Source organism: Ruegeria sp. SATB045 (assembly GCF_059613525.1).
Genome location: NZ_JBXWSR010000020.1, coordinates 649815 through 663712, shown reverse-complemented (window position 1 = coordinate 663712; position 13898 = coordinate 649815). Strand labels below are relative to the sequence as shown.

General features: G+C 59.1%; 17 protein-coding genes and 1 tRNA gene. 10 read left to right on the top strand and 8 right to left on the bottom strand.

Going from position 1 to position 13898, the window contains the following annotated elements; all coding sequences use genetic code 11:
* Positions 1-43 precede the first annotated feature (43 nt).
* Entirely contained in the window at positions 44-520 is a 477-nt protein-coding gene (locus AC2FNR_RS10895) for an outer membrane protein assembly factor BamE (protein WP_170354440.1), read from the bottom strand.
* Between the two features lie 85 nt (positions 521-605).
* Between AC2FNR_RS10895 and AC2FNR_RS10890 the strand changes: the two genes are divergently transcribed.
* The 8 genes from AC2FNR_RS10890 to AC2FNR_RS10855 all read left to right on the top strand — a co-directional run bounded on the left by AC2FNR_RS10890 (position 606) and on the right by AC2FNR_RS10855 (position 5984).
* On the top strand, positions 606-1142 hold the full coding sequence (locus AC2FNR_RS10890) for a YceD family protein (protein WP_496849048.1): 537 nt from the start codon (positions 606-608) through the stop codon (positions 1140-1142).
* A gap of 206 nt (positions 1143-1348) precedes the next feature.
* Positions 1349-1555 (top strand): 50S ribosomal protein L32, encoded by a 207-nt coding sequence (rpmF, locus tag AC2FNR_RS10885; protein WP_037316137.1) that lies wholly within the window; start codon positions 1349-1351, stop codon positions 1553-1555.
* A gap of 24 nt (positions 1556-1579) precedes the next feature.
* Entirely contained in the window at positions 1580-2668 is a 1089-nt protein-coding gene (plsX, locus tag AC2FNR_RS10880; protein WP_496849047.1) for a phosphate acyltransferase PlsX, read from the top strand.
* 21 nt (positions 2669-2689) lie between these two features.
* Positions 2690-3661 (top strand): beta-ketoacyl-ACP synthase III, encoded by a 972-nt coding sequence (locus AC2FNR_RS10875; protein WP_353390221.1) that lies wholly within the window; start codon positions 2690-2692, stop codon positions 3659-3661.
* Positions 3662-3757: 96 nt separating this feature from the next.
* Positions 3758-4060 (top strand): integration host factor subunit alpha, encoded by a 303-nt coding sequence (gene ihfA, locus AC2FNR_RS10870; RefSeq protein WP_008755922.1) that lies wholly within the window; start codon positions 3758-3760, stop codon positions 4058-4060.
* An 18-nt stretch (positions 4061-4078) separates the two neighbouring features.
* Positions 4079-4705, top strand: coding sequence for a MerR family transcriptional regulator (locus AC2FNR_RS10865; protein ID WP_353390223.1), 627 nt, complete (start codon positions 4079-4081; stop codon positions 4703-4705).
* 61 nt (positions 4706-4766) lie between these two features.
* Positions 4767-4843 (top strand) — tRNA-Pro (locus AC2FNR_RS10860).
* Between the two features lie 61 nt (positions 4844-4904).
* Entirely contained in the window at positions 4905-5984 is a 1080-nt protein-coding gene (locus AC2FNR_RS10855) for a 2'-deoxycytidine 5'-triphosphate deaminase (protein ID WP_170354445.1), read from the top strand.
* Here AC2FNR_RS10855 and AC2FNR_RS10850 read toward each other — a convergent pair.
* The 6 genes from AC2FNR_RS10850 to argS form a co-directional block, all read right to left on the bottom strand.
* Complete coding sequence (locus tag AC2FNR_RS10850; protein WP_496849046.1) at positions 5981-6220, bottom strand: hypothetical protein; 240 nt, start codon at positions 6218-6220, stop codon at positions 5981-5983. The two genes, AC2FNR_RS10855 and AC2FNR_RS10850, sit on opposite strands and share 4 nt — an antisense overlap.
* Positions 6221-6284: 64 nt before the next feature.
* The gene (gene scpB / locus AC2FNR_RS10845) at positions 6285-6935 is read right to left on the bottom strand and encodes an SMC-Scp complex subunit ScpB (RefSeq protein ID WP_170354447.1); all 651 of its coding nucleotides are present in this window, start codon (positions 6933-6935) and stop codon (positions 6285-6287) included.
* On the bottom strand, positions 6928-7722 hold the full coding sequence (locus AC2FNR_RS10840; RefSeq protein WP_496849045.1) for a segregation and condensation protein A: 795 nt from the start codon (positions 7720-7722) through the stop codon (positions 6928-6930). The genes scpB and AC2FNR_RS10840 overlap by 8 nt, the downstream gene beginning before the upstream one ends.
* Positions 7712-8719 (bottom strand): beta-N-acetylhexosaminidase, encoded by a 1008-nt coding sequence (gene nagZ, locus AC2FNR_RS10835; RefSeq protein WP_496849044.1) that lies wholly within the window; start codon positions 8717-8719, stop codon positions 7712-7714. Before nagZ ends, AC2FNR_RS10840 begins: the two co-directional genes overlap by 11 nt.
* Positions 8716-9780, bottom strand: coding sequence for an SPOR domain-containing protein (locus tag AC2FNR_RS10830; RefSeq protein WP_496849043.1), 1065 nt, complete (start codon positions 9778-9780; stop codon positions 8716-8718). Before AC2FNR_RS10830 ends, nagZ begins: the two co-directional genes overlap by 4 nt.
* Before the next feature lie 88 nt (positions 9781-9868).
* Positions 9869-11614, bottom strand: a complete 1746-nt coding sequence (argS, locus tag AC2FNR_RS10825) for an arginine--tRNA ligase (protein ID WP_496849042.1) — start codon at positions 11612-11614, stop codon at positions 9869-9871.
* Positions 11615-11746: 132 nt separating this feature from the next.
* Between argS and AC2FNR_RS10820 the strand changes: the two genes are divergently transcribed.
* On the top strand, positions 11747-12298 hold the full coding sequence (locus tag AC2FNR_RS10820) for a putative pterin-binding protein (protein ID WP_496849041.1): 552 nt from the start codon (positions 11747-11749) through the stop codon (positions 12296-12298).
* Here the strand turns inward: AC2FNR_RS10820 and AC2FNR_RS10815 are convergent.
* Positions 12280-13452 carry a deoxyguanosinetriphosphate triphosphohydrolase gene (locus AC2FNR_RS10815; RefSeq protein WP_496849040.1) on the bottom strand — a complete coding sequence of 391 codons (1173 nt, stop codon included), beginning with the start codon at positions 13450-13452 and terminating at the stop codon, positions 12280-12282. The genes AC2FNR_RS10820 and AC2FNR_RS10815 overlap by 19 nt on opposite strands.
* Before the next feature lie 76 nt (positions 13453-13528).
* On the opposite strand from AC2FNR_RS10815, the gene AC2FNR_RS10810 reads away from it, so the two are divergent.
* The gene (locus tag AC2FNR_RS10810; RefSeq protein WP_496849039.1) at positions 13529-13852 is read left to right on the top strand and encodes a HesB/IscA family protein; all 324 of its coding nucleotides are present in this window, start codon (positions 13529-13531) and stop codon (positions 13850-13852) included.
* The last annotated feature ends 46 nt before the right edge of the window (positions 13853-13898 follow it).

The window sequence follows — 13898 nt, the reverse complement described above, 5'->3', positions numbered from 1 at the left end:
TATGTGTGACCGTCCCATGACGACGGCAAGACAGAACCACGAATTAGTTGGTCGCGCCTGGAATGTTTGCCGGATTGAAGTTGCCGATATTACCCAAAAGCTGACGCAAAAAGCCCGTGCCTTCGATGCTCGACTCGGTGACACGCCGGTCAAGCTGCACGATAATACCGTCTTCCAGACCAAAGCGCTCGATATTTCGGACCACGCCCCGCTGGTCAAAGCTGATCGCAACCAACTGACGCTCGACCACCTCGGGTCGCTTGGGGCCGTAGTGGCGCACCTTCGAGCGCACATAGTAGAAACCCGAATCCCGCACTACACCAGAGGAGCTGGGAGCGCCAACCGCCTCGATCACGCTGTCGCGGGTATCGACGCCGACCTTTATCTCGGCCAGTTCCTCTGCCGGAGGGATATAGCCGTGATTCTCGAAAATCGGTGTACAAGCGCTAGCCACCGCCAGACAGGCCGTAAAGACAAGCGTTCTGGACGCCGGTTTCAACCTGTTCACAACCTTTAACATGCGCACCCTCTTGCCTTGGCCCCTTGCGGACCCTATCCGCTTACATCAAACCGCAGCCCCGGTTCAACACAGGAAAGGGTCACGAATGAGCAACCAGACATCTCTGCGGGTGGCCGACCTGCCCCAAAACACATCAACCCCGTTTGACCTGCGCCCTGACGCCAAAGAGCTTGCGGTTATCCGAGAAGATCTGGGCCTGCTGGGCCTGCGCAAGCTGAGCTTTGTTGGCGATGTCCGGGCTCAGGGTAAACGCGACTGGGTGCTGGCGGGCAAGCTGGGAGCGACAGTGATTCAACCCTGTGTGGTCACGCTCGAACCCGTTACGACCCGGATCGATGTACCCGTCACGCGGGTCTATCTGGCCGACTGGACCGACCCCGACGAGGAAGAGTTCGAAATCCCCGAAGGCGACGAGTCGGAACCATTGGGCCCCGAGATCGACCCGGGCCTGGTAATGACCGAGGCCCTGTCGCTTGCCCTGCCCCAATATCCCCGCAAGGACGGTGCGGAACTGGAACAGGCCGACTATACGGAGCCGGGCAAACAGGCGATGACAGATGAAGATGCCAAACCCTTTGCCGGGCTTGCCGGTCTGCGCGATGCACTGAAAAAAGACGAGTGACACGGGACAGATTTCCTGTCATAGCACGCCCTCAGAAAAATCGCTTGAACATGTCGAGAATCGCAGTATTTTCGCGCGCTCATCGGAATTTGGGTTGGACATTGCGGGGCTCGTCCCCTAAACGCGCGTCAAACCACGTAAAAAACGAAGAATGAAACCCGGTCGGCAGCGAATCTGCGGACCCTCAGTAGACAAAGGTTGAGACCATGGCCGTCCAACAGAACAAAGTTTCCAAGTCGCGTCGCAACAACCGTCGCGCACACGACGCTCTGGTTGCTGCAAACCCGAACGAATGCGCAAACTGCGGCGAACTGAAGCGCCCGCACCACGTATGTGCGTCCTGCGGCCACTATGATGACCGCGAAGTCGTCGCGCAGGCCGACGAAATCGACCTGGACGAAGACGCGGCCTAAGCCTTTTAACGCGCAGGCCAAGGCATGACGGATCAGCCCTCGCAAACCGGACGGATCACCATCTCGGTTGACGCTATGGGCGGAGATTCGGGACCCGCCGCTGTTGTGGCGGGCATTGCCAAATCGGCGGATAAGAACCCCGATATTGCGTTCATCCTGCACGGGCCTGAAGCCCCGCTTCGCAAGCTTGTTGCCAAACGGCGTGTCCTGAACGGGCGCGTCGTTTTTCGTGATTGCACCGACGTGGTCACCATGGAGGACAAGCCCAGTCAAGTTGTGCGCAACGGCAAGCAAACCTCGATGTGGTCGACGCTGGAATCAGTGCGTCAGGGCGAAGCGCATGGTGCAGTGTCCTGCGGCAACACCGGCGCGCTGATGGCGCTGTCGATGATACGGCTGCGCAAACTGCCGGGTGTGAACCGCCCGGCTATCGCGATTCTGTGGCCTTCGCGCAACCCGCAGGGGTTCAACGTGATGCTGGATGTGGGCGCCGATGTGCGCGCCGACGCGAAGGATCTGTTGCAATACGCGTTGATGGGCGCCTCATACGCGCGCAACGGCATGGCGCTAGAGCGTCCCCGGATCGGCCTGCTGAATGTGGGCACCGAAGAACACAAGGGCCGCGCTGAATTGAAAGAAGCGCACGCCATGATCTCGGAATTTGCGGAACAGGCCAGCTTTGATTTCGTGGGCTTTGTTGAAGGGAGCGACATCCCCGGTGACAAGGCGGATGTCATTGTAACCGACGGGTTTACCGGCAATGTCGCAATCAAGACCGGCGAAGGCACGGCCAGCTTGATCGGGGACCTTCTGCGTCAGGCATTCAAGTACTCGCCCTTGTCCCGGCTGGCGTCGGTTCTGGCCATCACCTCGCTGAACCGGTTGAAGAAACGTATCGACCCGCGCCGTGTGAATGGCGGGGTTTTCCTGGGTCTCAACGGCACGGTCGTGAAATCTCATGGCGGTGCAGATGCCACCGGAGTTTCAGCCGCCGTGAAACTGGCCTTTACCCTGGCGCAATCCGGGTTCTCTGAAAAATTGGCGGCACGGGTTGCATCGACGGTCGAGCTTGCACAAGATGCCGCCCACGCACCGTCCAAGGCGGGCGAATAACAAAAAAGGCAGTACCCCAACATGGCAGGCCGTTCAGTTGTTGTAGGTGTCGGACATTATTTGCCAGAGCGCATCGTTCCGAATTCCGAGTTTGAAAAGTCGCTTGATACATCTGATGAGTGGATCAAAACCCGCTCGGGTATCGAACGCCGCCATTTCGCAGCCGAAGGTGAAACCACCTCGGACATGGCGACCAAGGCAGCCGAAGCCGCACTGGCGGATGCCGGGCTGACGGCGGATGACATCGACGCCATCGTGCTGGCAACTTCGACGGCGGACCTGACCTTTCCCTCAGCAGCCACCATGGTGCAATCACGGTTGGGTATGACCAAAGGTTTCGCCTTTGACGTCCAGGCCGTGTGTGCGGGATTCGTCTACGCTCTGACCAATGCCAACGCTCTGATCTTGTCGGATCAGGCCAAACGGGTTCTGGTGATCGGGGCCGAGACGTTCTCCCGAATCATGGATTGGACAGACCGTTCCACCTGTGTGTTGTTCGGCGATGGCGCTGGTGCCTTGATTCTTGAACGCCAGGAAGGGGTTGGTACAGCCGAGGATCGCGGTATCCTGGCTACTGACCTGAATTCCGACGGCCGCTACAAAGACCTGCTTTACGTAGACGGAGGCGTCTCGACCCAGACCACTGGTTTTCTTCGCATGAAGGGCAACCAACTCTTCCGCCAAGCGGTGGAACGCCTGACCGCCACTGCCGAGACTTGCTTGGAAAAAGTTGGTCTTGGACATGAGGATGTGGACTGGATCGTTCCCCATCAGGCGAATATTCGTATCATTCAGGGCACCGCCAAGAAGCTGGGCGTGCCCATGGATCACGTTGTCGTGACGCTTCAGGACCACGGCAATACGTCTGCTGCATCGATTCCCTTGGCTATGTCCGTCGCCAAGCAACGCGGGCAGTTCAAACCCGGCGATTTGCTAGTGACAGAGGCAATCGGGGGTGGATTGGCGTGGGGTTCTGTCCTCCTGCGGTGGTAACAGGCGCAAAACGGCTTACACACAGCCGTGCAATTCATTGATATTGACAGTGAATTTGCCCTGACCCTATGCTTTACCATCAACAGGGGAATTGGCATGGGCGACAAAACACTGACCCGAATGGATCTGAGCGAGGCCGTCTTTCGTGAGGTGGGCCTCTCACGCAATGAAAGCGCGCAACTGGTCGAAAGCGTTCTGAACCATATGTCCGACGCGCTTGTGCGCGGCGAACAGGTCAAGATTTCATCCTTCGGGACTTTCAGCGTTCGGGACAAAACTGCCCGCATCGGCCGCAACCCCAAAACCGGGGAAGAGGTTCCTATTCAGCCGCGTCGCGTGCTGACCTTTCGCCCGTCGCACCTGATGAAGGATCGCGTCGCCGCTGGGAACCGCAAGTAACATCAGGACAGCGACACCATGAGCAAGTCACCCGACGCCTTTCGCACGATTAGTGAAGTTGCGGACTGGCTGGGTGTTCAGGCACATGTTCTGCGATTTTGGGAAAGCCGTTTCACACAGGTGAAACCGGTCAAACGCGCGGGTGGCAGGCGGTATTATCGACCCAATGACATGCGCCTGCTTGGAGGTATCAAAAAGCTGCTGCACGAAGATGGGATCACCATCAAAGGCGTGCAGCGCATTCTGCGTGAGCAAGGCGTGGCTTATGTGGCTTCGCTGTCGCAGGGGCTTGATGAAACCGCCGAACCCGAAGCCAAGGCAAACGACGCGGTGGTGGTTCCATTTACTGCAAAACCTGAGCCCAGCCAGCAGATCACACTGGACTTGGGAGATAGCAGCACGACCCCCGGTGCGCCTAAGGAAAGCCCTGCTGCAAAACCCGCTCCGGCCACGCCACAAGACACATCTATGCCGCGCGAAGCGGTTTCACCTGTCCATGTCGAACGGTCTCCGACAATTTCTGGAATTGCAGCCCGTGCCTGGGCACGAACCGATTTCGACGACGATCTTTTGCGCCGGATTGCACCCGTCGCAAAGGAATTGCGTGCCGTTCTGAACAGAATTGAAAACCGATCCGCGGGATAAGAAAAAAGGCGATGATTTCCTCTTGCCCCCGCCGGGAAAGTCTTTATGAACACCTCAACGTCGGGCTATGGCGCAGCCTGGTAGCGCGTCCGTCTGGGGGACGGAAGGTCGCAGGTTCGAGTCCTGCTAGCCCGACCAAATCACACCGACGTTTATGGCAGACAGGCCAGATCCCGCTCTGGCATCAGGGGGGATCAAGATGACAGGTGTATGCCCAAACCAGCAAATCGAAGGCATGATCGCACGCGGTGAGATCACTGCAAACCCGGCGGTTATCGACGCGCAGGTACAACCGGCCAGTCTGGATTTGCGTCTTGGAACAGTCGCTTACCGCGTGCGTGCCTCGTTCCTGGCCGGCGAAGGGCGATCCGTCGCCGACCGCCTGACCGAGTTTGAGATGCACCGCATCGACATCACCGACGGCGCTGTTCTGGAAAAGGGATGCGTCTATCTGGTGCCGCTGATGGAATCGCTGGCCCTGCCTGACAGCGTGACCGCTGTGGCCAACGCCAAGAGCTCGACCGGGCGCCTGGATCTGCTGACACGTACAATCACAGATGGAGGGGCCGAATTTGACCGTGTGCCCGCTGGCTACCGCGGCCCGCTCTATGCCGAAATTTGCCCCCGCTCCTTCTCGGTTCTAGTGCGACCGGGCATGCGTTTGAACCAAATAAGATTCCGTCAGGGACAAGCCGTGTTGAGCGACGCAGAACTGAGCGCGCTGCACAATAAGTCCCCACTGGTCGATGGACCTGCGGTCATTCAGGATGGGCTGGGCTTTTCAGTTGACCTGCGCCTGCCTGACACTGATCTGGTGGGCTACCGCGCCAAGCCCCATACGGGCGTGATCGATCTGGACCGGATTGGTGAATACGACCCGCAGGAATATTGGGAAGAAGTGCGCACCACCGAGGGGCGAATCATCCTTGATCCCGGCGCTTTCTATATCCTGGTCAGCCGCGAGGCTGTTCATATCCCACCAATGTATGCCGCCGAAATGGCCCCTTATCTCGCTATGGTTGGTGAATTCCGGGTGCACTATGCCGGCTTCTTCGACCCTGGTTTTGGTCATGCTGCGGCTGGGGGTGCAGGGTCGCGCGGCGTATTGGAGGTGCGCTGCCATGAGGCCCCATTCGTGCTAGAGCATGGGCAGGTCGTAGGACGGCTCGTCTACGAAAAAATGGCTGAAATGCCCACGCAGCTCTATGGGGCAGGCATCGCGTCAAACTATCAGGGACAGGGCTTGAAACTATCCAAGCACTTTAAAGCTGTCTCTTAAAACTTCATGAACCGTCGCATCTGACGAGTCATCCGCTGCATCTGTTTCACGTTTTGCGCCTGACGGTCGCCATTCTGTTTCATATGCTGGGCAGCTTGAGGATCATTGGCAGAGGGCTGTCCTTGCTGCGGCTTTCCGACTCGGCCCGCCAAGTCGAGCCCTTTATCGACGCCTTTTGTCACAAGCCGACGCATGACTTGACGCACAATCATATCGATCATTCGATTGGCATTCATTGCTTAACTCCGTTTCCTGCGCCTCAACATAGGTGATTCTTGCGTCAACAAAAGGGCTGCGCGATCACTCTTCCTCGAACAGTTCGGTCTGCTCGTCGTCATCTTCATCCTCGCGCCCTTCGCCCATTGGGATCGTTCCCGGAGGCGGCCGGTTTTCCAGCAACCCGGCGGCGCGCAATTCTTGCAGCCCCGGAAGGTCGCGCGCGTTTTCCAGCCCGAAATGATCCAGAAACTGCGGCGTTACCACGAAGGTCACCGGGCGGCCTGGAGTCATCCGTCGGCGGCCCAGCCTGATCCACTCCATTTCCAGCAACTGGTCGATGGTCCCGCGCGAGACGGACACGCCACGGATTTCCTCGATCTCGGCCCGCGTGCAGGGCTGGTGATAGGCCACGATGGCCAGCGTTTCGATCGCGGCACGGCTGAGTTTGCGGGTCTCAACCGTTTCCTTCTGCATCAGAAATCCCAGATCGGGGGCGGTTCGGATGGCCCAGGCTTCGCCCACGCGCACCACGCGCACGCCGCGGCCTTCGTATCGTTTGCGCAACAGATCAACCGCTTGCGCCGCATCGCTGCCATGGGGCATCCGGGCCTCAAGATCGCCGATCGTCACCGGTTCGGCGCTGGCGAACAGCACGGCTTCGACCATACGTTCCTGTTCGGCCAAGGGGGGGGCTTCGAACAGTGTGCCGGTTTCCTCAGAGGTTTCAGTCACGTGTTTCGGTCCTCTTGCGCAGATGGATCGGAGCAAACGTCTCGCTCTGTTTGATTTCCATGTGTCCCTCTTTCACCAGCTCCAGCGAGGCCGCGAATGTCGCCGCCGTGGCCGAGCGCCGCCGCACCGGATCGGCGTCCCAGCCATCGGGCAGATAGGATTCCATATCCGTCCACGCGCCCGCAAACCCGATCAGAGGGCGCATCCGTTCCAGCGCCTGTTCCATGGTAAAGACGGCATCGCGGTCCATGACAAAGGGTCGGAATTCGTCGCGGGTACGAATACGGGCATAGCCCTGCATCAAGTCAAGCAGCGTGGCCGAATAGGTCACTGTACGAATGCGGGTGATATCCTCGCCCTGCCCGCGTTTGAAGAAATCGCGCCCCAGCTGGTCGCGCGCCATCAGACGGGCAGCAGCATCGCGCATGGCCTGCAGACGTTCCAGTTGGAAGGCCAGGTGCGCGGCCAATTCCTCGCCCGACGGTCCTTCGTCATCGGGATCGGGCGGCAGCAGCAGGCGGGATTTCAGAAAGGCGAGCCACGCGGCCATCACCAGATAATCAGCCGCCAGTTCGATCCGCAGCGCACGGGCCTTTTCCACGAAGGTCAGATATTGCTGCGCCAGCGCCAGAACCGAGATTTTCCGAAGGTCAACCTTTTGCGTCCGCGACAGGGTCAACAGCACGTCCAGCGGGCCTTCGAACCCGTCAACGTCAACAATCAACGCCTCGGCAGCAAGCCGATCCGCGACCGAGACCGGGTCTTCGCTGAAAAGGTTATCGTTCATATACCTGCCCGCCCATTAGGGCAGATAGTTCCGCCTCGGCGGCTTGGATGTCAAGTTCCACGGGCTTTTGCCGCATCGACAGTGCCTTTTCGGCGCGTTTTTGCGCTTGCGGGGTCATCTCGCCAGCGGCCTCCAGCACTTTAGCGCGGGCCTCATACGAGCCGTTGCAATGCAAGACCACGTCGCAGCCCGCAGCCAACGCGTGCTGGGCGATCTCTTCGGGCGCACCGCTCAGGGCTTTCATCGAGATATCGTCGGTCATAATCAGCCCATCGAACCCGATCTTATCTCGGATCAGGCCGATCATCGTAGGTGAAATCGTCGCCGGTTGCGGGTCGATCCGGTCATAGACCAGATGCGCGGTCATCCCCATGGGAAGATCGTTCAAAGCGCGAAACGGTGCGAAATCAGCCCCTTCCAGCGCTTCTTGTGTCAGGTCCACATGCGGCAGGTCATGGTGGCTGTCCAGCGTTGACAACCCGTGGCCGGGCATATGCTTGATAACGGGAAGAACACCGCCCTCAAGATGCCCCTTCGCGACGGCGCGCCCGATCTTGGAAACCTGTTTAGGGTCAGACCCATAGCAGCGATTCTTTAGAAAAGCGTGCGTATCTGCGCGCGCCAAGTCCACCATGGGGGCACAGTTACTGTCGATGCCCAGCTCGAACAATTCCCGCGCGATCAGGCGATAGCGCAGATACATTGCGCGTTCGGCGTGATCCCCGGCGCGTTCAGCGTGATCCAGCGGCGGCAGCCACTCGCGCGCGATGGGCGCGCGCAGGCGCTGCACGCGCCCGCCTTCCTGATCAATAGTAATTGGGCAATTGCGACCTACCGCCTCGCGGAACTCATCACACAGAGCGCGGACTTGATCCTCGGTCTCGATATTGCGGGCAAACAGAATGAACCCAAACGGGTTCATTTCTCGAAACAGTTTCTTTTCCTGAGGCGTCAGGCGCAGCCCCTCGGCATCGGTAATTGCGGCGCAGAATGTCACCGAGCGGCCACCGGGATACAGTCAGCGCCTTGCCCTTGCAGCGCGGCACAGAACTGGCGTGAATCGCTCAGGTCATCAAAGCCCAGAACCCGCAGGCGATAGAACGTACGGCCACCGCTTGAGGTTTTCTGGATAACACGCTGTTTTCCATCCATATACTCACTGAAACGCCCATTCAGACGATTCCATTCGGCCCGCGCGACATCAGGGCTTTCATACGCGCCCAATTGGGCCATACGTGTACCTTTGGACAGCACGTTCGGATCGACATCCAGCCCCACGGCCGCTTTGACAGCCGCGTTGATAGCATCTTCGGTCTTGCTGGATGCGGTAATGCCACTGGCAGTCGTTCGTGCGGGCCGCGTGGTCGGACGCAATGAGCGCCGGACGCCTGGCAGGGCTGCAATCGCAGGGTCAGGCAGTTGCGCGGCCAGATCGGCAGGATCAATCGCGGGCTCATCATCCAACGGAGCCAACGAGGCCAGCTGAACACCTTCGTCTGTTTCGGTGTCAGGCGTTTCGGCCTCACCCGCCAATTCGGCAACCAACGCATCAACCGCGCCTTGACGCAGTTGAGCCGCCTCCTGGTTCGAGATTTCCTCTTCAACCACATGCACCGCAGGGGTTGCACGCAGCGGTTCAACCGGCGTGTCCTCATCCGTCAGCGAAACCGGGCGCGGAGCAAGGATCAGACGATCCGCCGGAGGCGCAGCCGTCCCAACCGCAGCGACAGTATTTACTGCAAGGCCCTGATGATCAGCGGGGGTTCCACCGGGGTTCTCTGGCTGAATACGCATCGGGCCTTCGACAGCACGTACCACCGGAACGCCACTGACATCACGCATCACAAGCTTGTAGCCCCAGACACCGATCCCCGCGACCAAGGCCAGGGATGCAACCGCGCCCAGCGCATTCACGATACGACCTAAACCGGCGGCACGGGGCGCATCTTCGTATCCGTGCATCTCATCGGAATAGTCGTACCCACCCTGAGGATGCGGTTGATTCGTGTAATGCATCTGCTCGGGACGCATTTGCCCCGAGTAATCGTAGTTCGCCATGTCCGCCTCACCGCCCGTTTCGCGCCGGGAAATAAGGCGCGCGGGTCATTTCTTGCCTACCTCGTACCGGCGCGTCGGGCGGTGTTTGTTACCGCATCTCCTGCGCCGGAGTAACGCCAAGAATACCCAAGCCCGCTGAAATCACAACAGAAACGGCACGAGCCAATGCGATTTTTGACTGGCTTGTGGCAACATCGCCATCCTGGATGAACCGCAGCTGGGTTTCGTCGTTGCCCTTGTTCCACAGCGCATGGAAGTCGCCGGCTAGTTCATAGAGGTAGAACGCAACGCGGTGCGGCTCGTTCGTGCGGGCGGCGATTTCCACCAGTCGCGGCCATTCAGCCAGCTTTTTGGCGACTGTCAGCTCGGATGCGTGATCGTTCTTACTCAGATCGGCCCCTTTGAGGGTCGCATCATCTGCGGCAATCCCGGCCTCAGCCGCGCGGCGCAGCACGCTCATGACGCGGGCATGGGCGTATTGCACGTAGAACACGGGGTTCTCGCGGCTCTGCTCCAGCACCTTGTCAAAATCGAAATCCAGCGGCGCGTCATTCTTGCGGGTCAGCATTACGAAACGGGTCACATCCGGGCCCACCTGATCCACCACATCGCGCAGAGTGACAAAGTTCCCTGCCCGTTTGGACATCTTAAACGGCTCGCCATTCTTCCACAGCTTTACCAACTGGGTCAGCTTGATATCCAGCGGCACCTTACCGTCAGACAGAGCCGACACAGCCGCCTTCATCCGTTTGACATAGCCGCCGTGGTCGGCACCAAACACGTCGATCAGCGCGTCAAAACCACGGCTTACCTTGTCATAGTGATAGGCGATATCGGGCGCGAAATAGGTCCACGCGCCGTCTGATTTCTTGACCGGACGGTCCACGTCATCGCCATGTTCGGTCGATTTGAACAGGGTCTGCTCGCGCGGCTCCCAATCCTCGGGCTTTTTACCCTTGGGCGGCTCCAGCACACCTTCATAGATCAGACCCTTCTCGGTCAGCGACTGCAGCGCAGCCTCGATCCGGCCTGTACCGTAGAGGGACTTCTCAGAAAAGAACACATCCATCTCAACGCCCAGCGCCTTAAGATCGGCGCGGATCAGGTCCATCATCGCGTCGGTAGCAAAGTTGCGCAGGTCTTCCAGCCATTCGCTTTCAGGCTTGTCGATCAGGCTGTCGCCGTATTTCTCTTTCAGAGCCTCACCGATCGGGATCAGATAGTCACCGGGATAAAGGCCTTCGGCAATCTCGGGGCTGAGGCCATTGGCCTCGCGATACCGCTCATAGGCCGAACGCGCCAGTACATCCACCTGCGCGCCGCCGTCGTTGATGTAATACTCACGCGTCACATCATGGCCGGAATACGCCAGCAGGCTTGCCAATGCGTCCCCGAAGACCGCGCCCCGAGTATGCCCAACATGCAGCGGGCCTGTGGGGTTGGCCGAGACATATTCGACGTTCACCTTCTGCCCGTGCCCCATGGTCGAGCGGCCATAATCGGTGCCCTGTTCTAGCACGGCAGCCAACACACCCTGCCAGACCGATGGCGCCAGACGCAGGTTCAAAAACCCCGGCCCTGCCACCTCGGCGCTGATGATCCGGTCATCTTCGGCCAGCTTACCGGCCAGCACATCGGCAATGTCGCGCGGCTTCATCTTGGCGGGTTTCGCCAGCACCATCGCCGCGTTGGTCGCCATATCGCCATGTGCCGCGTCGCGCGGCGGTTCCACGGCCACGTTGTCAAAGCTCAGCCCCTCGGGCAGCGCGCCTTCGGACTGCATCTGTGCCAGCGCGTCCAGTACCAGGGCGCGGATCTCGGAAAACAGGTTCATTTCGGATGTCCTTTTGCTTGCCCGGCGGTTTACCACGCAAACCAGCAAGGTCAATGGATGCCTAAAGTTTGCTCTTGGTTTAAGCGCATTCCCCATTAAAGTCGCGCGGAATTGCCTGATCGGAGACCATTCATGCGCCTTGCCCTGCCCCTAAGCCTGCTTCTGTCCTATGCCCTGCCCGTTCTGGCCGAAATGCCCGCACCGCAAGGACATGTGCTGGTGACACTCGGCGGCGCGGTCACTGAGACCAACCTGCCCGCGCGGGGCGAGAATGACGGCGGGCTGCTTGGGTTTCTCGAAGTGACTCATGACGGGGCAGCAGGGTTTGACGCGGCCCTTCTGGACAGCCTGCCCCAGGTTCAGATCACCATTCCCTATGGCCCGCCCGATCATCAACGCGACTACACGTTTAGTGGCCCGCTGCTGTCGGATGTCATGATCCTTGCGGGGGCCGAAGGAAAAACCGCACGTCCCATGGCAATGGACGGGTATCAGGCGGAAATCCCATGGGACAGCATCTCGACGTACAAACCAATTTTAGCCACCCATGTCGACGGTGCACCGATGGGCGTCGGAGGATATGGCCCCACCATGATCGTGTTCCCGCCAACCGACGATGCAGACGCAGCCGACGCTCAAGCCAGCCAACAGGTCTGGGCGCTGGCCTATATCGGGATCGAGTGACTTTGAGGCGCGGGTCGTCCTGTCAACCGTACATGATCCTGTATCGCAAACCGGTCCGTCATCCCGGCGATATAGTCTGACACGATCCGGGCAAGTGCGGCTTCATTCCCTGCCGCCTCAATATCAGCGTGCCAGCGGGCCGGCATTTGACGGGGGGCCCCGAGATAAATCGGGAACAACTCTTCGACTATCTTGCTAACTTCGGCCCGCACCTCCATCACCGAAGGCGCGCGATACATCCGGGTGAACAGAAAGGCGCGGATGTCCTGCAACTGCGCCCACAATTGCCCCGAGAACTGGATCACCGGGCGGCCCAAATGGCGGATATCTTCCACCGATTGCGCTCCGGATTCGGCAATCAACGCGGCAGATGTATCGATCACATCCGAGACCATGACCCCAAAGACGCGCCGCAGAGCTTCATGCCTGCGCCGATACGGATCAAGATTTGGATAGGCGCGATCAACCTCGGCATAGCATGCACCCACAATCGGCAGGGCTTGAATTTCATCATCACTGAACAAATCCGCCCGCAGCCCGTCCAGCAAATCGTGATTGTTATAGGCAATGTCGTCGGATAGGGCCGCAACCTGCGCCTCAGCGCTGGCATGAGTGTGCAGCTCCAGATCAAACGCGCCGTTGCACTCGGCCAGCGCCCAGGGCAATTCACCAACCACCGGACCGTTGTGCTTGGCAATGCCTTCCAGACACTCCCAAGTCAGGTTGCAACCGTCGAATTCGGCATAGTGGCGTTCCAGCTTAGTGACAATCCGAATGGCCTGAGCGTTGTGATCAAACCCGCCATATGGCCGCATCAGCGCGTGCAATGCGTCTTCGCCCGTATGACCAAAAGGCGTGTGACCCAAATCATGCGCCAGAGCCACGGCCTCGGTCAGTTCGGGGTTCAGGCCCAAGGCCCCGGCTATAGTCCGCGCAACTTGCGCCACTTCGATTGAATGGGTCAGACGGGTGCGGTAACTGTCCCCTTCATGTTCGACAAACACTTGTGTCTTGTGTTTGAGCCGCCTAAACGCGCTGGCATGAATGATCCTGTCACGGTCGCGCTGAAAGCATGACCGGAAACTGCTTTCGTCCTCCGGCACCAACCGCCCTCTTGCGCGGCCGGGATCCGAGGCAAAACCCGCTCTGTCCAAAGGTCTTGTCCTTGTCGCCTGTCCTTTGGTTACATATATTGTAGCGGAACAAGGAAATAAACCTTTGGAGTCCGGCATGAATCTGCCTCCCACAGTCACCGAACGCGCTTTTGACCGTCTTGCCGAAATCGGCGCTGCGGATCAAGGGCAGGCTTTACGCGTCGCGGTCGAAGGCGGTGGATGTTCAGGGTTTCAATATGAAATTGCACTGGATCAGCCAAAAGACGATGATCTTGTGTTGGAAGGCAAAGGCCAAAAGGTCATCGTGGACTCGGTTTCCCTACCCTTTCTGGAAAACGCGATCATCGACTTTACTCAGGAACTGATCGGTGCGCGGTTTGTCATCGATAATCCCAACGCCACATCGTCCTGTGGCTGCGGCACGTCGTTTTCGATGTAACGTAGGTGGGGGCTTTGCCCCCACACCCCCAAGGTATTTTCAGCCA

What these genes read in the sequence shown, in the direction of transcription:
- AC2FNR_RS10850 (WP_496849046.1), bottom strand. Translation starts at nt 6,220, where the DNA reads ATGAATGCCAATCGAATGATCGATATGATTGTGCGTCAAGTCATGCGT.
- AC2FNR_RS10890 (WP_496849048.1), top strand. Translation starts at nt 606, where the DNA reads ATGAGCAACCAGACATCTCTGCGGGTGGCCGACCTGCCCCAAAACACA.
- AC2FNR_RS10820 (WP_496849041.1), top strand. Translation starts at nt 11,747, where the DNA reads ATGCGCCTTGCCCTGCCCCTAAGCCTGCTTCTGTCCTATGCCCTGCCC.
- AC2FNR_RS10840 (WP_496849045.1), bottom strand. Translation starts at nt 7,722, where the DNA reads ATGAACGATAACCTTTTCAGCGAAGACCCGGTCTCGGTCGCGGATCGG.
- argS (WP_496849042.1), bottom strand. Translation starts at nt 11,614, where the DNA reads ATGAACCTGTTTTCCGAGATCCGCGCCCTGGTACTGGACGCGCTGGCA.
- plsX (WP_496849047.1), top strand. Translation starts at nt 1,580, where the DNA reads ATGACGGATCAGCCCTCGCAAACCGGACGGATCACCATCTCGGTTGAC.
- ihfA (WP_008755922.1), top strand. Translation starts at nt 3,758, where the DNA reads ATGGGCGACAAAACACTGACCCGAATGGATCTGAGCGAGGCCGTCTTT.
- rpmF (WP_037316137.1), top strand. Translation starts at nt 1,349, where the DNA reads ATGGCCGTCCAACAGAACAAAGTTTCCAAGTCGCGTCGCAACAACCGT.
- AC2FNR_RS10855 (WP_170354445.1), top strand. Translation starts at nt 4,905, where the DNA reads ATGACAGGTGTATGCCCAAACCAGCAAATCGAAGGCATGATCGCACGC.
- AC2FNR_RS10875 (WP_353390221.1), top strand. Translation starts at nt 2,690, where the DNA reads ATGGCAGGCCGTTCAGTTGTTGTAGGTGTCGGACATTATTTGCCAGAG.
- AC2FNR_RS10810 (WP_496849039.1), top strand. Translation starts at nt 13,529, where the DNA reads ATGAATCTGCCTCCCACAGTCACCGAACGCGCTTTTGACCGTCTTGCC.
- AC2FNR_RS10865 (WP_353390223.1), top strand. Translation starts at nt 4,079, where the DNA reads ATGAGCAAGTCACCCGACGCCTTTCGCACGATTAGTGAAGTTGCGGAC.
- AC2FNR_RS10895 (WP_170354440.1), bottom strand. Translation starts at nt 520, where the DNA reads ATGTTAAAGGTTGTGAACAGGTTGAAACCGGCGTCCAGAACGCTTGTC.
- AC2FNR_RS10830 (WP_496849043.1), bottom strand. Translation starts at nt 9,780, where the DNA reads ATGGCGAACTACGATTACTCGGGGCAAATGCGTCCCGAGCAGATGCAT.